14 protein-coding genes are annotated in these 19,237 nt (G+C 54.0%); 11 read left to right on the top strand and 3 right to left on the bottom strand.

The window, feature by feature from the left end; all coding sequences use genetic code 11:
- Positions 1-275 precede the first annotated feature (275 nt).
- The 8 genes from K239x_RS01580 to K239x_RS01545 all read left to right on the top strand — a co-directional run bounded on the left by K239x_RS01580 (position 276) and on the right by K239x_RS01545 (position 8,666).
- Entirely contained in the window at positions 276-1,577 is a 1,302-nt protein-coding gene (locus K239x_RS01580; RefSeq protein ID WP_145415941.1) for an MFS transporter, read from the top strand.
- Positions 1,574-2,605: a Gfo/Idh/MocA family protein gene (locus K239x_RS01575; RefSeq protein WP_145415940.1), complete on the top strand. Its 1,032-nt coding sequence runs from the start codon at positions 1,574-1,576 to the stop codon at positions 2,603-2,605. The genes K239x_RS01580 and K239x_RS01575 overlap by 4 nt, the downstream gene beginning before the upstream one ends.
- Positions 2,602-3,273, top strand: a complete 672-nt coding sequence (locus K239x_RS01570) for a cyclase family protein (RefSeq protein WP_145415939.1) — start codon at positions 2,602-2,604, stop codon at positions 3,271-3,273. The genes K239x_RS01575 and K239x_RS01570 overlap by 4 nt, the downstream gene beginning before the upstream one ends.
- Complete coding sequence (locus tag K239x_RS01565; RefSeq protein ID WP_145415938.1) at positions 3,270-4,667, top strand: four-carbon acid sugar kinase family protein; 1,398 nt, start codon at positions 3,270-3,272, stop codon at positions 4,665-4,667. Before K239x_RS01570 ends, K239x_RS01565 begins: the two co-directional genes overlap by 4 nt.
- A 36-nt stretch (positions 4,668-4,703) precedes the next feature.
- Positions 4,704-5,102, top strand: a complete 399-nt coding sequence (locus tag K239x_RS01560) for a VOC family protein (protein WP_419189553.1) — start codon at positions 4,704-4,706, stop codon at positions 5,100-5,102.
- Between the two features lie 124 nt (positions 5,103-5,226).
- Positions 5,227-5,931, top strand: coding sequence for a tetratricopeptide repeat protein (locus tag K239x_RS01555; RefSeq protein ID WP_419189552.1), 705 nt, complete (start codon positions 5,227-5,229; stop codon positions 5,929-5,931).
- 79 nt (positions 5,932-6,010) lie between these two features.
- The gene (locus K239x_RS01550) at positions 6,011-7,126 is read left to right on the top strand and encodes a DUF3500 domain-containing protein (RefSeq protein WP_419190127.1); all 1,116 of its coding nucleotides are present in this window, start codon (positions 6,011-6,013) and stop codon (positions 7,124-7,126) included.
- Positions 7,127-7,595: 469 nt separating this feature from the next.
- A complete protein-coding gene (locus K239x_RS01545) occupies positions 7,596-8,666 on the top strand; it encodes a beta-xylosidase family glycoside hydrolase (protein WP_419189551.1) in 1,071 nt (356 codons plus the stop codon).
- Positions 8,667-8,757: 91 nt separating this feature from the next.
- Here K239x_RS01545 and K239x_RS01540 read toward each other — a convergent pair whose 3' ends face one another.
- Both K239x_RS01540 and K239x_RS01535 read right to left on the bottom strand, forming a co-directional pair.
- On the bottom strand, positions 8,758-9,240 hold the full coding sequence (locus tag K239x_RS01540; protein WP_419189550.1) for a peroxiredoxin: 483 nt from the start codon (positions 9,238-9,240) through the stop codon (positions 8,758-8,760).
- A 309-nt stretch (positions 9,241-9,549) separates the two neighbouring features.
- Positions 9,550-10,911: an APC family permease gene (locus K239x_RS01535; RefSeq protein ID WP_145415933.1), complete on the bottom strand. Its 1,362-nt coding sequence runs from the start codon at positions 10,909-10,911 to the stop codon at positions 9,550-9,552.
- A gap of 107 nt (positions 10,912-11,018) precedes the next feature.
- On the opposite strand from K239x_RS01535, the gene K239x_RS01530 reads away from it, so the two are divergent.
- Positions 11,019-11,672, top strand: a complete 654-nt coding sequence (locus tag K239x_RS01530; protein ID WP_145415932.1) for a dioxygenase family protein — start codon at positions 11,019-11,021, stop codon at positions 11,670-11,672.
- A gap of 19 nt (positions 11,673-11,691) precedes the next feature.
- Here K239x_RS01530 and K239x_RS01525 read toward each other — a convergent pair whose 3' ends face one another.
- Positions 11,692-12,333, bottom strand: coding sequence for a class I SAM-dependent methyltransferase (locus K239x_RS01525; protein ID WP_145415931.1), 642 nt, complete (start codon positions 12,331-12,333; stop codon positions 11,692-11,694).
- 132 nt (positions 12,334-12,465) lie between these two features.
- On the opposite strand from K239x_RS01525, the gene K239x_RS01520 reads away from it, so the two are divergent.
- Together K239x_RS01520 and K239x_RS01515 are read left to right on the top strand one after the other, a co-directional pair.
- On the top strand, positions 12,466-13,230 hold the full coding sequence (locus K239x_RS01520; RefSeq protein ID WP_419189549.1) for a copper homeostasis protein CutC: 765 nt from the start codon (positions 12,466-12,468) through the stop codon (positions 13,228-13,230).
- A gap of 385 nt (positions 13,231-13,615) precedes the next feature.
- Positions 13,616-18,967 (top strand): SdrD B-like domain-containing protein, encoded by a 5,352-nt coding sequence (locus K239x_RS01515; RefSeq protein WP_145415930.1) that lies wholly within the window; start codon positions 13,616-13,618, stop codon positions 18,965-18,967.
- Positions 18,968-19,237 lie beyond the last annotated feature (270 nt).

Below are 19,237 nucleotides of genomic sequence, written 5' to 3'. Positions count from 1 at the left end.
AATATGCATTGGCGGTTCAACCGTCTTCTTTGGGTGGATCACCGTGCACGCATCCATCGCACTGGTGCGTTAGCTTCTTCGCCGCCGGCACTCTTCGTCGTGATAGAGGGCAGCATTTCTTGTCAAGCAGACACTGCAGCTTCGATCGAGCTACAATCCGACGTTGCTCGCTCGACGAGAGCGCAAGGATTGCGTCGTGATCCGAAAAACGCCAAGCTTTGGCGTCATGACGCTAGAAGCGGTACACAACAAATTTTTCGTTACCAGGACAAACGATGCCTAAACGCTTTCTTTTGATATTTGGCGCTTTCATCGTTTCTGTTTTGATGTGGGTGGATCGGGCTTGCATCTCAGCGGCCAAAAGTGACATCGCCACCGACATGAATTTTACTGACCAGCAGATGGGCTGGGTGATGTCGGCGTTTGCCTTAGGCTACGCATTGTTTCAAGTCCCCAGCGGAAAACTGGCAGACCGATTTGGTCCGCGAATCGTGATGTCGGTCGTGTGTGTGGTCTGGTCGATCTTCACAGCATTGACCGGAGTGATTCGAGGACTGGTACCTTTGATCGGCTTGAGGTTCTTGTTCGGCATGGGTGAAGCGGGAGGTTACCCTACGATCGCACGAGCGTTCACATCGTGGTTGCCAATGAACGAACGAGGAATCGCCAACTCTGTTAGCTTTTCCGGCGGACGGCTTGGTGCCGCGTTAGCCATGCCAGGCGTCGTTTGGCTGATCAATGTGCTGGGCGGTTGGCAGCAAACGTTTTGGTTTTTCGGTGCCATGGGAGTTCTTTTCGCAATCGCATGGTACGTGCTCTTTCGAGATTCACCCGAGACCCACATTGCCGTATCCGAAGAAGAATCCAACTACATCATTCAGAATCGAAAGCCGGCGAAAAATCAAACGCCACTTGGCGAATCCGCTGAGCTAGAAAACGAGGAATCTTCGCTCACGTTTGCCGAAATGCTTCGCTCGCCCAATTTGCTGATGCTGATGGTGCAGTACGTCGCTCACAACTTCACGTTCTTCTTCACGGTGACTTGGTTCTTTCCATATTTGAAAGACAGTTTCGAGCTCACCAAAGAACAAACCGGCTGGTACGCAGCCATGCCGCTGCTTTGCGGCGTCGCAGGAAACTGGCTGGCGGGCTTCACCGTCGACAAACTTTACAGCCAAGGCAAATGGAATTTTTCCCGCCGATTGCCTGCTGCAATTGGCTTTGTGTTTAGCGCGATCGGCATGAGCCTGTGCGTCAACATGACCACTCCAGCCTCCGCCGTCGCGTGCATGTGCATTGCTATTTTTGGTGCCGACATGATCCTTAGTCCGTCCTGGTCCACGTGCATGGATATTGGTGGCAAGAATGCAGGTGCCGTGTCCGGCGCAATGAACATGGTGGGCAACTTGGGTGCCTTCACCACGGCACTCGCCTTCCCCTACTTGCATGACTATATGGGATCGCACGAGCCATTCTTTTACTTGGCCGCTGGGCTGAATGTGGTAGCGATCTTCATGTGGTTCCGTATCAAACCGGATCGTTCGATCAGCCAAGAACTCTCGGGGGCGTCCCAATGACCAAGTTAAAAGGAGCCGTCATCGGCGCTGGTTACTTCAGTCATTTTCACTTCGATGCTTGGAATCGCATCGATGAAGTCGACTTGGTCGCGTGTTGCGATACCGACACCGACAAAGTCAATTCAGTGGCTCAGCAATATGCCGTCCCCAATGCTTACACGGACTATCGCTCGATGCTGGATGCTCATGAAGTCGACTTCGTGGACATCATTACTCGGCCCGACACCCACTTGGAAATCGTCACAGAAATCGCAAGCCGAAACACGGCGATGATTTGTCAAAAACCGCTCGCTCCCAGCGTTGATGAAGTTCGTCAATTGATCGACATCGTCAATGATTCGGGCGTCCGATTCATGGTTCACGAGAACTTCCGTTTCCAACCCTGGTATCGCGAAGTCAAACAGCTACTGGACGGTGGCGTCATCGGGGACCAACTACACACATTGACTTTTCGCAATCGCGCAGGCGACGGCTGGGGCGATGATGCCTACCTCGCTCGTCAACCGTATTTTCAATCGATGGAAAAGTTCCTGATCTTGGAAGCAGGCATTCACACGATCGATACCTTTCGCTTCCTCGGTGGCGAAATCGCAAACGCCTGGTGTGTCCATCGAAAACTGAATCCTGTAATCGCTGGCGAAGACACCGCTCTGGGGATTTTCCAGTTCGACGGCGGTGGCATGGGTGTCTACGACGCGAATCGATTTAACGAATCGACTGCCGAAAACCCTCGCTACACGTTTGGCGAATTGCTTGTCGAAGCCAACGGCGGAACAATCCGCATGTACGACGACGCGCGATTGACCGTCCAACCGCTGGGGGAAAAAGAACGCGACCACGACTACGTGCCTAGCAACGGAGGCTTTGCAGGCGACTGTGTCTACCAAACACAACGACATTTTGTTGATGGCCTACTAAACAACGCTGCGTTTGAAACCGACGCCAATAGTTACGCCAAGAGCATCGCCGTTCAAGAAGCAATGTATCGTTCCGCAAAATCGGGAACCTGGGAGAAACCAACCCTGTGAACATCATCGATCTCACTCTCAAGGTCGAACCGGGCATGCGCGGTGTCGAATTTGAAACCAAGTATACGGTCACCGAAAATGGCTGGAATGCGAAAACGCTACACTTGTATTCGCACAGCGGCACGCACATGGATTCACCGTTTCATTTCGAGGCGGGACCGCAAACGATTGATCAGATTCCGCTTGCCGACTGCATCGGCAAGGCATGGCTGATCGACTTAGACGACATCCCGCCCAAAACTCCAATCACCGTCCAGCACCTTGGTGTGGCAGCCGACCAAATCGCAGCGGGCGATGCGATTTTGTTGCGAACACTTTGGAGCCGTCATGTTCGCGATGCCAGTTACTATCGCGACAATTTCCCGCCCATCAGCCCCGAATTGGCTCAATGGATGGTCGATCGCAAGATCCGCATGGTCGGCGTCGAACCGCCCAGCGTGGCCGATGTCAATGACTTACCCGCCGTCACACTGATTCACAAAATTCTCTTGGGAGCCAACATCATCATCGTCGAAGGGCTTACCAACCTGGAACAGCTCAACGGTCCTACTTGCCTGTTCGGAGCGCTGCCTTTGAAAATCGCCGACGGTGACGGTGCACCTTGCCGTGCCTTTGCGATCGACGGTGCCGCAGAATTATTTGAATCGTTGAGCGGAAGAACCCTATGAATCGTTCACTCAAAGCAACTCTGGCGGCGCTCCCTGCCGAGCCATCGGAGTCGTTGCTGCCGCAGATCCGCACGCTTCTTGCCAAATCGGATCGCACCATCATCGTTCTGGATGACGATCCCACGGGAACGCAAACCGTTTACGACACCCCCGTTCTAACCACCTGGACTACCGATGCGATCGCGGATGAATTAGATCGTGGTCATCGCCTGATTTATATCCTGACGAATTCGCGATCTCTACCCGCTGACCGAGCCAAGCAATTGGCACACGAAATCGGTGCGAACCTGCTATCCGCTGCCAGGGCGAAGAACAAATCCTTAACCGTCATTAGCCGCAGCGATTCGACCTTACGTGGTCACTACCCTGCCGAAGTCGACGCATTAGCAACGGCGCTCAACACCCCGGATTCGCCACAATTTATCATCCCGTTTTTTCTGCAGGGCGGGCGACTGACGATTGATGATATCCACTACGTTGCCGAAGGCGACTCCCTTGTCCCTGCCAGCGAAACTCCTTTCGCCCAAGACGCCGTGTTTGGTTTTCAGAATGCAAACCTTGTCGACTGGGTGATCGAAAAGCGGCCAGACATTAATCGCGATCAAGTCCACAAAATCAGCCTAAGTGATCTTCGCTGTAGTGATTCAACCAACCTGAACGACCAGATCAAATCGCTGCCACCAAAAAGTGTTTGCATCGTCAACGCGGTTACGATGCGGGACATCGAATCGTTCGTGGCGGCGGCTTTGCGATCCGAAAACGCCGGACGTCAATTCGTCTACCGAACAGCAGCCAGCTTTGTACAAGCTTACGCCGGGCTTGAACCCAAACCGCTGCTTGACACCAGCGAAATGGTCAACCCATCTGCCAACACCGGACTGATTGCCGTCGGATCGTATGTGCCCAAAACGACCACGCAGTTGAAAACGTTGATCAACAAGGCCGAAAACCTTGTCGCCGTCGAATTGGACGTGGACGAAATCCTAAGCGATCGACACGACGAGTATCTCCAAACAGTGTCCGCCAAGGTCAATCGCGAACTTCAGTCCGGACACAACGTCGTCCTGCACACGTCGCGCAATCTGGTCACAGGCAACGACGCCGAGTCCAATTTAGAAATCGGGAATCGAGTTTCGGCAGCCTTGGTTCAAGTCGTGAGATCGATCGAGCAACCGCTTCGATTCCTGATCGCCAAAGGTGGCATCACGTCGAGCGACGTTGCCACGCGCGGCCTGGATGTCAAACGAGCCATCGTACTGGGACAAATCCTACCGGGCGTTCCGGTTTGGCAAACACAACAAGAAAGTCGCCGACCGGGTCTGGCGTACGTTGTATTTCCAGGCAACGTCGGCGGCGACGATGCGTTGCTGCAAGCCTATCAAAAACTTCAATAACAAATTGCATTCGCAGAGACTTTTATGACCACGCCGATGTTTCGCAAACTGGATCACATTGCCATTGTCGTCCGAGACACGGATGAAGCACTGAAGTTTTATCGGGACACACTGGGGCTGCCGCTTGTACTGAGCGAAGAGATCCCGACCGGCAACGTGCGGCTGACCCACTTGGACATGGGCAACCTGCACCTTCAATTGGTCGAACCATTGACCGATGACCATCCGCTACAAGCTCACCTAGAAAAACACGGCGAAGGCTTGCACCATTTGTGCTTCGAGACCGACAACGTCGCGAAAACTTTGCAGTCTCTTCCCAATCGCGGACTCCGAGCGAAAAGCGAAACGCCCCACGACGGGCCCCGCGGCCGTAAAGCAGGATTCATCGATGCGGACACGACTCGCGGCGTGGTCTGGGAAATGACGGCGGACTGAATCCGAGGAAACTTATCCTTGCAATGCCAACAGGCCATGAGCGAAAATGCGATCAAGGCAACGATGCCGCCGCGCTCATTTTGCTCTGTCCACAACCCACCAAACAACTCCACGAATGATCAGCATGCAACGTCTAGCAGCGACACTTCTCATCCTGTCGATTATTCTGACGCCGACGGCTCAAGGTCAGAACAGCAATCACCAATCGTGGTTGGAAAAGTCGCTTGCGTCGGCGCAGAAAAAGATTGACGACCGTGGCCCTCGAGCGAACACGACCGACTGGACGATGCTTGGCGACGCCCAGCTCCGCATTGGCAAGACCAAGGAATCGATCAAGAGTTTCGAAAAAGCGATTCAACTGAAGCCGAACATGGCGAAATTTCTTTGGCAATATGGCATCGCTCTCTATTTGGATGGCCAGTATGACAAAGCAAGAACGCAGTTTGAAACCGTCCACAAATTACTAAGGAACAGCGGCAAAATTTCGACGTGGCATTTCTTGTGCTCCGCGAAAGCGACGGATGCAGACCAAGCCAGAAAATCCATCCTTCCGGCTTCAAAACACTCCAAAGTGATTTTGGAGAAAGTCTTCCAAAGACTCCACACCAGTGACGATTCAATTGTGCTGGACCAAATCAAAAGTTCCGGCGACGCGGCCGAAAAACTTGCCGGCAATCTTTACTTGGGCATGATTGCCGACGCAGAAGGGCGAACGGATGACGCCATCAGATACATGCGCATCGCGGCTAGTTCGACAGAGATTGGTTACACGGCGGACACCGCCAGGATCTACTTGGACCACTTAGTGAAGCCCAACAAAGCGCATTAAAACCAAAACAAACCGCCAACCAAAAGTGAATCAAATGACCAAACGTTTCACCAAACATTTAATCCTAAGCGTAACCGCGATGACGTTATTGGGATTGATGGCCTATGCCCAACGCCCAGGGTTCGACCGTGAACTCTCGCAGCCCTATCGTGGCATTGTTGCTGACGGCAAGACCGAATCCGGATTGTTCCAAATCAGATCGACAGGCGTCTCTACCCAACCCGTTGTCGAGGCCACGCAAGCTTTTCTGAACACTCTGTCGTCCGATCAACGCGATCGCACAACCTTCGCGGCCGATGACTTGGAATGGCGCAAATGGGCCAACCAGCATTTCTACAAACGCCAAGGCGTCGGCTTCGACGAAATGAACGAAACCCAGCGAGCAGCCGCTTTTGGATTGATGAAAGCGGCGTTGAGCGCCAAAGGCCTCAAGAAGTCACAGGACATTATGAAGCTCAATGGCACACTTGCCGAACTGGCCAATGACTTCAACGAGTACGGCGAGTGGTTGTATTGGATCACGATCATGGGTGAACCATCGACCACCAAGCCATGGGGCTTTCAAGTCGACGGACATCACTTGGTCATCAACTACTTCGTATTGGGTGATCAAGTCGTGATGTCGCCCGTGTTCATGGGGAGCGAACCGATTCGCGCCGAAGCCGGCAAATTCAAAGGCATTGTTGTGATGCAGGATGAGCAAGATAAAGGATTTGCGCTCGCACAAACGCTGACAGAGAGTCAACGAGGAAAAGCAATTCTTTCATTTCAAAAAGGCGGAACCAATAATCTTTCTGAAGCTTTCAAGGACAACATCGACCTGGACTATGCGGGCATCACCGGCAATGAATTAGACGATGCACAGCGGAAACTCTTGATGGAAGTGATCGCCGAGTATGTCGGCAACATGTCCGATGAGCATGCTAAAGTGAAAATGAGCGAAGTCGAAAAACACCTCGACCGAACCTATTTCGCCTGGATCGGCGAAACAAAAGCCGACAGCGTCTTTTACTACCGCATCCACAGCCCAGTCATTCTGATCGAGTTTGACCACCAACGACGCATCGCACCGCAGCGAGGCCGAACGCCCACGCGTGAACACATTCACACCGTCGTTCGCACGCCCAATGGCAATGACTACGGCAAGGACCTGCTACGTCAACACTACGAGAATCATCCGCATCCACACGAGTAGGACAGAGACAAGTATCATTGTCGAAAGACCCTCTGTGCTGCTGGCCGTCAATGACGAACTGTCACGCAATACGCGAACATGAGAGTGTTCAAACAGACGTCGTGTTGGCGGATGTTTCGAACGCAACATTGTTTGGCGAGACTACTTCCCTGCCCTGCGTCGGTAGTTCTTCAGCACTGTAAAACTATTTATTTGACAATGCAAATTTCGTATCCATTGCCTCAGGCTTGATCGTCTTCAACGTGTCGTTGATCATCGCCAAGGACAATTTCCCTCTACCGTGAGCGAGCACTTGTTCGGCATTCCTTACCCTACAACGTCTAAGCGATTCGGCCGTTTCGGTCAGCGCCGCGCCCAAATGCATCTCCGCAATCGAACCATTCGGCTCATCGCGTTCGGCGGACGACTGAGAAATGTTCGTTCCAGCTCTCGGGCGGCGACGTTGATGACGTGCGCATCCGCTACAGCATTGGCAATCCTATTCGCCATTAGTGCCAATGCTGCGATCGCAGTTGAGCCAGACGTCGCAATCGTTGACGAATTCGACGGAAAACTCACGCTTGACTGGAAGCCCATTCGACATGACGCGGACTGGGTCTCACTGACGAAAAATCCCGGAAAGTTGACCATCACAACCCAACCAGGGACACTCGGTTACAACGAGAAACTCCCCGGTAGGATCGCAACGCGAAATCTTCATTTCATCGCCAACCCAATCAAAAAGGGTGGTGATTTTGCCATTACGACATGCGTCGATTCGTTCCACCCAACCCAAACTTGGCAGCAGGCAGGGTTGATGATTTACGATGACGACGACAACTACCTGAAATACGATATTGAATGGGGCGGCCAGCACGTCTGTTTCAAACACATGCGTGAAACCGACCAATTCCGAATCGTCGACACGGATGACGAAATCCCCAAGGCGGAAAAACACTGGCTACGCATCACCAAACGCGGCAACGTTTACGAACGAGCGTACAGCACAAACGGAAAAGACTTCACCGTCGCCGGCGAAAAGAGCTGGGGCCATCGTGATCCAGAGTGGATCGGCCTGGTTGCTACAAATGGAACTTCTCGAGCTCCGGGCATCGATGCCCAATTCGATTTCTTTGAAGTGCGCACACTGACGAAACAGGAACAGGACGATCCCCGCTATCGAGAACGAAAGGCGATCAAAGGAAAATGGGAAGTGAAGTCATGTGAGTTTCAAGGAACGCTGCTCGAGAAAAATGCATTCGAGAATTTCGACTTCGACGGCGGATACGTGTCCTTCGCTGAAATCAACGAACTCGGTTCCACCGCCTATCGTCTGGAATACGCACTGGATCCCACGACTTCCCCCAAGGGATTCATCATGTCCGCGTTCCAACCAAACGCAGACACGCCACTTAACGGAAACTACCAGTTGAACGATGACGAACTTTTGCTTTGCCTGTCATTCGTCCCAGGTTCTCCAGCACCGGACGAATTCAAAACGACCGAAGGCGACCGTCGCATGCTGATCAAGATGAAACGCACATCTGATCAAGAAAAGTAGCACATGGCAGACCACCCAAACCAAAGCGGTTCACTTTGGTTTGGGTCCAATTGATTGATCGTCCATCATCCAAGAGTTGCTCGGTCGCAGCTTACTTTTTCTCGGCCACGCCAAGTTCTTTCAGCTTCGCTGCAATTGCCTTTCCGTGATCGCCGGCTTTCACCTTCTTGTCGACGTGAAGTACCTTGCCGTCTTTGCCGATGTAGTAGGTCCAGCGGTTGGACATGCCGCGAGCATTGAGACATCCCAATTTAGTAGCGTAAGTCTTTTCCGGGTCGCTCAAAATCGGGTAGTCCAGTTCTAAACTCTTAGCAAAATCCGTGTTCGTTTTCACGGGATCACAACTGGCAGTGAAGTAGGCAACATCAAATTTGCGAATCAGATCGCCGCTCTCACGGAGCGACTTGCATTCCTTGGTTCAGCCACCGGTAAAGGCTTTGGGATACCAGGCGATCACCACCACTTGTTTGCCCTCGAATTGTTCGCTTGTGTAGGTCTTGCCGTCACTACCAACTAATTCAAAGTCGGGAGCCAAGTCACCTACAGCGACTTCGGCAGGCGCGGAATCAGACATCAGCAAGGTAGCTCCCAAAATGAGTAAACACAGACTCAATAGTTTCTTCATCATTCGTCCCCGGAAAACGAGATAGGAAATTCACGTTGGCTATTGTAGCTGCAATTGCAAAAGCAGCCGCTACTTTTCCAGCGAGCGGACAAAGTCACTGCCGCGCAATCGTACAGCACGCCGTACGTACTGCCTCCCAAACTTACAGCCCGCCAAACCCACTGCCTGCCGAAATCGCAAAGACCGATCATTCCACCAACCGGTCGTCCAGCCAATCGCCACTTCGAAACTCGCGAGGCACAGCCAACACATGAACGGCTAAGTGGAGTGACGCATCCGGTACCAAGGATAGAACAGCAAACCGAATCCGATTGTTCCGAGTCCCACCATGGCCTGCCAGGGCGAACTGATTGCCGAGAGGGTTGCCGTCAACAGTGTGCCACCAACAAAAACGATCGGTGGCAGGGGAAAGAGCTTTACATGGACCCGGGATGTATCACGCCCGTGCAACCAGAAGACCAACCCTGCCGTGAGCGCAGCGCTGACTGACAATGTAAAACCCAAATATCCCAACAGATCTTTCAAGGTCGAAAAAGAGATCACGATCATCGCCAAGATTGCCTGAATCCAGATTGCCACCACCGGCACGCGTCCTTGAAAGCGAAACACGCGGGGCAGAAAACCGTCTTCAGCCATCTTGGCGTAGACGCGTGGTCCGGTCATCACCAGCGCGGAAACCGACGTAAAAAGACCAAACAGGATGACGACGCGAACAAACCGTTCAAACCACTCGCCACCAATCGCCTTGGCCGCAACCGCTGCAATTTGCGGATTGAACTTGATGTCCTCTGCTCGAGGTGCATAGACGAAGATCGCATTGAGCAAAACATAGATCACCGTGACGCCGATCGTACCGAGCAGCAACGCGCGAGGCACATTTCGCCGAGGATTTTCGACTTCACCGGCGACGTACACTGCTGCGTTGAAACCGCTGTAACTGAGCGAGATCCACATCAATGAAGTCGCGAACGCAAGGGCGAATTGGTAGGTCCCCGATTCAGGTTCCTCTGGGTTCACAGCCACGGCGGCGACGATGCTGCGTGGCCATTCATGCCATGCTGCCACGCTGATGAATACTCCGATCAGAAGGACCTTTAACACGACGGCCAAGTCCTGCACGCGTGCTCCCGTGCGAACCCCGATCGAGTGCAGGATTGCCGCGGCGGCGACCAGAGCAATGGCGATGCCTTTGGCCTGAAAGATCTCCGCTTCAGGCGACAGATATTCCGCAAAAGTCGTGGCGGCAAATGCGATCGCACCGGTGAAGCCAGCCAGCAGCGAAACCCAACCGGCCATCAGTCCCGCAACCGGGTGAAGTGCTTTTGACAAAAACAAATACTCGCCACCTGAATCGGCAAACTCCGACGCCAAAGCTCCGTAACAAATCGCGCCGCAGATTGCGATCATGCCCGCAACCATCCAAGCGACTACGACCCAGAACGGATCGCCTAAATCTCCTAGCGTAAATCCGCTGGTTGTATAAACGCCCGCACCGATCATGCTAGCAGCGACGATCGTCGTCGCAGAAAGCAGGCCCAGCGGGCGTTTATCATTTCCGCCGGAACCCACATCATTTTGATGGGTTTCAACGGATTCACTTGTGGGCGGTGGGTTACTCATCGTGGCGCTTGTGGACTGATGGCGCAAAAGGGACGGAAATCTGGCGCGCCCAGTATGCTCCAATGAAACAGCGAGCTCGACCCTACTCCTCCCAATCGGAGATCACTATGACTCAATCACGTCGCAAATTCTTGACCACTTCGTCCGCCGGCATCGCTGGTGGAATGTTTTGGACGCCGGGAGTGATGGCCGAGCAATTGACCGTCACGTCGAAACTAGCCGAAGGTCCGTTTTATCCGGACAAAATGCCGCTCGATACCGACAACGACCTGCTTTTGATCAACGATTCGATCAATCCAGGAATCGGCGAAGTCACTCATCTGAGCGGTCGTGTCTTAACAGCCAACGGTTCGCCCGTACGAAATGCTGTGGTTGAAATCTGGCAAGTCGACGGCAAAGGTGTCTATTTGCACACGAAGTCAAGCGATGCCGAAAAACGTGACGCCAACTTCCAAGGGTTCGGTCGATTCTTGACTGACAGCAAAGGACAATACTATTTTCGAACTGTCAAACCAGTTCCCTATCCTGGTCGCACGCCCCACATTCACTTCGCCATCAATCAAGGTGGCAAGCGAGTCCTAACGACTCAAATGCTGATCAAAGGCAATCCACAAAACGAAAAAGACGGACTGTTCAAACGAGTCAAAGACAAGAAGAAGCGTGACACGCTGCTAGCCGACTTCAAACCGCTGGCCGGCTCCGCTGTTGGCGAACTGCAAGTCAACTTTGATGTCGTACTGGGTATCACACCCAAAGGTTGATAAAGGCCTCGCCGATCTCCTAAGAGATTCGCCGAAAAAGACCCGACAAAATATTCGGGCCAGTCTCTCCTGGCCTGAGCCGGATACCGTCCTCGAACGTATTCAGGTTCACGCATTCGTAACCATATCGCTCCATCATCTTGGGTAGCGATTGATCGTCGAAATGATGGAGATGCTCGTCGGGCAACCGCATGCGCCAATCGCGAAACCAATCGTCGCCCAGTTCCCGCCAGCGACAATAGGGAACGGCCAGAGCAAGGTACTGCGTTTGCAGCTGGCTTAAGAATCCTAGGTCGGGGACGTGCTCCAATACGTCGAACATCGCTACCACATCCCAAGATCTTGCCAGTGACTGTTCCCATTTCAGAAACATCACTCCATCGGGCAACGGATAGTCGGCAATGTCACAGCCACAACAATCCGCAACACCGGTGATCTGAGCGGCCTCGATAAAGGACCCCGTGCCATACCCAATTTCCAAAATCGAATCGGGAATCCGATCCAGCATGCCTAACATCCAGCCCATCCGCTGATACCCAAGCTTGATCGTCCGATCGCTCAAATCTTCGTAGTACGACAGATAATTCTGGTCATAAGCCATCGGCTGGGAATCGATTTGGTGAATCACGCCAAACGAATCGATACGATAGTTGTCAATCAAAATTCAAACCTTCCCCTGGTCGACTTCGGTGGTCACCTACGATGTGCCATGTTAACGCCGCGCACACGGGATCATCAGCCCAGGGCAACGGCGTACAGTGTTTTTCTCTTACCACTCAGTCGATCAAATACCGTGACACAATTGACCCTGGAAGTATGCATCGATAGCGTCCAAGGCGCACTTGCAGCCGAAGCGGGTGGGGCGGACCGACTGGAACTCTGCGGCAACTTGATCCAAGGTGGCACGACTCCAAGTACCGGATTGATTCGCAGCGTGCTGGCAGCCACTCGCCTGCCCGTGATGGTCATGATTCGGCCGCGAGGCGGTAGTTTCTGTTACAACACCGACGAATTGGAAACTATGTTTGCTGAAGCCGACTCTGTCCTGTCGGAATCGATCCCAGGAATCGTGATCGGATCGTTGACGACCGACGGCGATGTCGATTTGCCGACGTGCACGCGTTTGTGCGAAATGGCTGGGCCCCGCAGCGTCACCTTTCACCGCGCGTTTGATCATGCTCGGGATGCCGAAACGGCATTGCAGCACTTGATCGAACTCGGCATCGACCGAGTGTTGACGTCGGGCCAAGCTCCTACGGCTCCACAGGGAATTCCGTTGCTTCGGGCGCTTATCGATCAAGCAGCAAACGAAATCGTTGTCATGCCCGGCTGCGGAATTCGTGCCCAGAACGTGCGTTCGGTTTTAGCGGGGACGCGTGCGACGGAAATTCACTGTAGCGCAAGCACGTCCCAACAACTTGCGGCTTGCTTCTGGCGAACAGACGTGCCAATGGGGTCACCAAACACTCCCGAGGGCGATGAACGGATCAGGCGCGTGACCTGCCAAAAGACGGTGCGTGAAATTCGTAGCCATATGAACGACTGGGCAAATCAATAGTTTGCTTTGGCAACGAGCCATCGTGCGTCAGCATCGGTGGCCAGCGCTGACCCGCCTTCACGCCAATCGGCTCATGAACACAGATTGCAAAAGTAAACTCCCCTGCTCTGCGGCGCTCGCGTCTTTCGTGAGTTTCACAAATTAATTTCACGCTGGAAAACTCTCCGATTCTTGCCTAACCGGACCGCGAAATCATCAACGCCGATCGGCTCGGTGCCGATCTTTACAGGGATTAGGTTGACTTTGACGAATGCCTGCGCGAGTCATGCGCTGCCGCGATAAGTCGACTTGCAGCGTATTACAGAGAGACTTTGGCATGGCCGCGGGCTTCGCCACAACCTTCTGCTGTAGCGGTGATCCTCCAAGATTTTGATGGCGATTCGGTATGAAACGACGAACCAAACGACTGCGCACAGCACTAGCGAATCTTTGCGATGCCCCAAAACAGCGTCAGCGAAAGCCCCATCGCGGTCGACTACGGATGGAGCAACTTGAGTTGCGTCGATTGCTAGTCGCACCAACTGATCTAGCCGAAATTACAGGCACACTGTTCGACGACACCAATGGCAATGGTTCCCTGGACGGTGGCGAACCGGGTATCGTCGGAGCAACCGTCGAGCTCTATCGAGACAGCAATGGTAGCGGTGCGCTTGAGATCGGCACTGACACACAAGTCCTTCCCAATCAGACGACCAACGGTGCTGGCCAATACACGTTTGATTCGCTCACCGCGGACAACTATTTTGTTCGTCAGCCCGCGCAAACCGTGGGCGGACGAAACCTGCAAACGGATGTTTCGCCGCGAATCACAATCAGTGCCAATGACGTGCAAGGAAGACTGTCGACCACGATCGATAGCTTTGACGGCACTCAACAAATAGCCAACGACAGCACCAATGACGGAGTTCCGGTGGCAATCTCGCAACTGGCTCCGGAAGCACTGGGGGGCGAACGAGATCTTTTTGTCAATAAAACCAGTGTCAACGGCGCAGTGCAACTGAGCGTCAACGACCCGTTGCTGCCCAATGTGCTGACATTCGATTCGATTCAAACGGGCGATGGTGAACGACGTGTTGTTTGGGATGGTGTCGATGGTGACGCGGTAACGATCAACGACAACGGACTTTCGCAAGATTTGACGGCCAACGGCGAAGCCGAAGGCATTCGTTTGGAATTTGGTGCGGACTTGGCAGGTGGCAATGCTGTCGTACGTCTCTACAGCGACGACGCAAACGCTGCGACGACAAACCGATTCAGCACTGCAACCATTCCGATTCCCGTCACGGGCGGTGGAACCACCACAACTGAATATGTACCGTTCTCCAACTTCATCTCTGCCGGAGGTGGAGGCGTCAACTTTGCAGACGTCGGTGCAATCGAACTTGATATCTCAGGTGCATCCAACATCAACGGCACCGCGGATCTAGTCGGCACGCTGGCGCCAAACGTTTTTACAGCGAATTTTGACAACCTGGAATCGTCCGACTTGAGCCTGACGAAATCCGTCAGCGATCCCACACCCAACGTCGGCCAGCAAGTTGTCTACACCATCAACGTGCTCAATAGTGGTCCGTCAACAGCGACGGGTGTCCAAGTCACTGATGTTTTGCCTGCCGGCGTGACCTTGAACAGCAACAGCCCATCCCAAGGAACGTTCGATCCAAATTCAGGCATTTGGACGCTTGGCACACTGGGCGCAACCGCAGGTGCCAACACAGCGACACTTTCGCTTAACGCCACGGTCAATCAGCTTGGGCAGCAGACCAATACAGCGCAGATTTCCGCCTCCAACCAAGCGGACCCGGACAGCACGCCAAACAACAATAACCCCGGCGAAGACGACCAGGACTCTGCTGCATTTACTCCCGAGTCCATCGACCTTTCGCTGACCAAGACAGTCAGCAACCCGACTCCGAACATCGGAGACGCAATCACGTTCACCATTTTGGTCAACAACGCCGGGCCAAGCGGTGCGACAGGAATAAACGTTCGCGACGTACTACCAGCAGGCACTAGCTTTGTCAGTGCGACATCGAACAACGGCACCACTTACAACAATGGCAGCGGAATTTGGAATCTGGGTTCACTTGGTGCCAGCCAATCAGCCCAGCTAACGATCACGGCCAATGTGACCGCCAGTGGTTCACGTACGAACATCGCGGAGATCATCTCGGCCAACGAGCAGGACATCGACAGCACGCCGGGCAACAATCAGATCGCAGAAGACGATCAAGACAGCGCGATTTTTGCCAGTTCGCAAGCGGATTTGTCACTGACCAAAACGGTTAGCAATGCGACGCCTAACTTGGGCGAGAACGTTGTCTTCACAGTAGCACTGCAAAACAGTGGCACCGATGCAGCGACCAACGTCACTGTCGCCGATACGTTGCCTGCGGGCCTGTCGTTTGTCTCCACCGATCAGCCAGCTGCATACAATTCGGCGACGGGAGTCTGGACAGTCGGCACGATTACCCCAGGCACCACACCATCGCTTCAGATCACTGCTCGCGTGGACTCACTAGGCGTCAAAACGAACACCGCTCAGGTCCGATCCAGCGACATCAACGATCCCGACAGCATCCCCAACAACAATAACCCGGCCGAAGACGATCAGGCATCGGTGTCGGTCACACCAACGTCGGCCAATCTATCGCTGACAAAAACGGTCAACAACGCGACGCCCAACTTGGGTGACAACGTGACCTTCACGATCACCGTCAACAATGCAGGGCCGAACATAGCGACTGGCGTCAATGTTCGCGATCAGTTACCCCCCGGCACCACGTTTGTCTCGTCGTCTTCTCCTACGTTCAACAGTGCAACGGGCATTTGGAACGTTGGTACCGTACCAGTTGGCGGATCGCAAACACTGAACCTAGTGGCGACTTCCAACGCTTCCGGGACGAACACCAACTCGGCGGAGATCATCTCGTCGGATCAATTCGATCCCAACTCGACGCCAGGCAACAACGTCCTCGGTGAAGACGACCAAGACAGCGCAGCGATCACGTCACAGCAGATCGATCTTTCGCTGACGAAAACCGTCAGCAATGCGCGGCCCAATGTGGGCGAAGAAGTCACGTTTGTGATCACGGTCAACAACGCGGGTCCGTCAACTGCGACAGGCGTGGCGGTAACAGAAACCTTACCAGCAGGCGTGACATTACTGGGTAGCACACCAAGCCAAGGCAGCTTCAATTCATCAACGGGCGTCTGGACCGTCGGCACCATTGGCGTCAACGGCACACAAACGTTGTCGTTGCGGGCACGCCTGGATGCCATCACAAACGATTCTAACACCGCTCAGATCACGGCCGCTGACCAGAACGATGTCGACAGCACACCAGGCAACAATGTGGCAGCCGAAGACGACCAGGACAGCGCAGCCTTTGTGACGCCTCAAGCTGATCTTTCGCTTACCAAATCAGTCAACGACCCAACTCCCAACGTCGGCGACAACATTACCTTTACGATTTTGCTGCAGAATGCGGGGCCTGACCAAGCCACAGGTGTCAGCGTAACGGATGTTCTGCCAACGGGCGTGCGATTCGTTTCGAACAGCCTGACATCGGGGACCTACAATTCCAACACTGGAATTTGGAACGTCGGTTCCGTTGCCAGTGGTAGCAACGCAAGCCTCGATATCATCGGCGAAGTCTTGGCGTTGGGCGCAACGACCAATACAGCTCAAGTCTCCGCAGTTGACCAAGCCGATCCCGACAGCTCACCCGGCAACAATGTAGCGAACGAGGACGACCAGGATTCCGCACAGTTCAGCGCCCAACAGATCGACCTTGCCCTGACAAAGACTTCGTCCGCCGACCGACCGGCAATTGGCGAATCGTTTGTCTACACGCTGACGACCACCAACACCGGTCCAGATGCGGCAACAGGCGTGACCGTTTCGGATCCTTTGCCCGACGGCGTTACCTTTGTCAGCAGTTCACCGGCGGGGGCCTACAATCCAGCAAGCGGACTATGGACGATCGGCACCATCGCGTCCGGCAATTCGGCAACTCTGGATATCGTGGTGACTGCGGAAACGCCGGGCATAAAGACCAACACAGCACAGGTAGCCAGCGCCGATCAGACCGACATCGATAGTACACCGGGCAATAGTGTTGCCGCCGAAGACGATCAAGCGGCAGTCACGACGACTCCCGCCAGCGCTGACTTGTCACTGACTAAAACAGTGGACGATGCCAATCCCAATGTTGGCCAGCAAGTGACGTTTAACATCAGCGTGACCAACGGTGGTCCCGATGCAGCTAGTAACATTGACGTTCGCGATACGTTGCCAAGCGGCATGTCGCTGGTCAATGCCACGCCGTCAACTGGAAACTTCAACAACGGCACCGGCATCTGGACGATCCCAATTTTGGCCGCCAATTCTTCGGCGACGCTTGTGATCCAAGCCAGCGTGGATGCCGTCGGCGACAAAGTCAACACTGCCGAAATCCTAACCAGCAGCCAGTTCGACCCTGACAGCACGCCAGGAAACAACGATCCCTCCGAAGACGATCAGGACAGCGCGAACCTGTCGCCGCAATTGGTCGATCTGGCGCTAAGCAAATCCATTGACAATGCCAATCCAAACATTGGCGATCAGATCGCCTACACGCTTGGCCTGACAAACGATGGTCCATCGACGGCGACGGGCGTTCAAGTAACGGATTTGCTGCCGACTGGATTGACGTTCGTCAGCGCAGTTCCGACTGTGGGAACGTACAACGCCAGCAATGGCATATGGGAGATCGGAACGGTCACCGCAGGAGCAACGCCGACTTTGGTCATCAACGCGACGGTCGACAATTCGCGTGGATCCACCAACGAAGCGGAAATCACAGCCGCCGACCAACCGGATGGCGACAGCACACCGGGCAACAACTTGGCCGGCGAAGACGATCAAGCCAGCGCCGACTTCGTGACGCAAGTGGCGGACCTGTCGCTGACAAAAACAATCGACAACACCAATCCCGGCCGCAACGACCCGGTTAACTTTCTGTTGACGCTTACCAACGACGGACCAAACACGGCGACGGAAGTCGTCGTGACGGACCTGATCCCTGCTGGACTAAGATTCGTTTCCGCTAACCCAAGCATCGGAACTTACAATCCAACCAATGGGTTTTGGAACGTTGCAAGTTTACCAGTGGGAGCCGCCGCGACACTGCAAATTGCAACGGCACTGACCGGTGCCACCTCGACCACCAACGTCGCAGAAATCACTTCGGCACGGCAGTTCGACATCGACAGTACGCCAGGTAACGGAGTCGCGGGCGAAGACGACATCAGCGACGCATCGATCGACCCTCAAGTCGTCGACATCGCGGTGACCGGAACGGTCGACAATGCAGAACCACTCGAAGGCGAACGCATCCAGTTGGTTTTCAACGCCACCAATGCTGGCCCCGACGCAGCGACCAATGTCAACCTTCGCACCTTGTTGCCGGCTGGACTGACACTGATCTCCAGCCAACCACAAACTGGCAGCTACAACAGTTCAACGGGCGAATGGACCGTGGGCACATTGGCTGCGGGAGCATCGACAACGCTGACGATCAACGCCCAAGTCGACAGTCGCGGTATTCGCCGTGTGCCGATCGAAGTCATCAGCACGGACCAGTTCGATTTTGATAGCACGCCGGCTAACGATGTCGAAGCGGAAGATGATCAAACTGAGGTTCTGGTGCGAGCACCCCGCTTGCTTCAAAAACGCTTGTTCTTTTCCCGCTAGTTGGACACCGTACGCCTGCCAGACAGATCCGAAGCCAGAACTGATGGCAGGCCGAATAGGATGCTCTAAATCTCGACTGCCCGCTCGTTTTCCTGTTCAGGAGAACCGAGCTGTCGATTTCTGTTGCCAGGATGCTTGCCGCAAATTAGCTGGTTTAGGGTAAGATAGTAAACGTTCCTGAAGATCTCTTCAGCACGAACGATCAGCGAAGTATCGGCTTGCCACCAGCACAGCTTTTCGACTGTCGGTTTCGTGTTTTCGTGACCTGTC

It is taken from the genome of Stieleria marina (genome assembly GCA_007741555.1).
Lineage (GTDB): Bacteria > Planctomycetota > Planctomycetia > Pirellulales > Pirellulaceae > K23-9.
Note: the sequence above shows the minus strand (reverse complement) of the source record. Positions and strands in the feature narration are given on the sequence as shown.

Coding starts and splice junctions, on each gene's coding strand:
- K239x_RS01580 (WP_145415941.1), top strand. CDS start 276: ATGCCTAAACGCTTTCTTTTGATATTTGGCGCTTTCATCGTTTCTGTT.
- K239x_RS01575 (WP_145415940.1), top strand. CDS start 1,574: ATGACCAAGTTAAAAGGAGCCGTCATCGGCGCTGGTTACTTCAGTCAT.
- K239x_RS01565 (WP_145415938.1), top strand. CDS start 3,270: ATGAATCGTTCACTCAAAGCAACTCTGGCGGCGCTCCCTGCCGAGCCA.
- K239x_RS01560 (WP_419189553.1), top strand. CDS start 4,704: ATGTTTCGCAAACTGGATCACATTGCCATTGTCGTCCGAGACACGGAT.
- K239x_RS01555 (WP_419189552.1), top strand. CDS start 5,227: ATGCAACGTCTAGCAGCGACACTTCTCATCCTGTCGATTATTCTGACG.
- K239x_RS01550 (WP_419190127.1), top strand. CDS start 6,011: ATGACGTTATTGGGATTGATGGCCTATGCCCAACGCCCAGGGTTCGAC.
- K239x_RS01535 (WP_145415933.1), bottom strand. CDS start 10,911: ATGAGTAACCCACCGCCCACAAGTGAATCCGTTGAAACCCATCAAAAT.
- K239x_RS01530 (WP_145415932.1), top strand. CDS start 11,019: ATGACTCAATCACGTCGCAAATTCTTGACCACTTCGTCCGCCGGCATC.
- K239x_RS01515 (WP_145415930.1), top strand. CDS start 13,616: ATGAAACGACGAACCAAACGACTGCGCACAGCACTAGCGAATCTTTGC.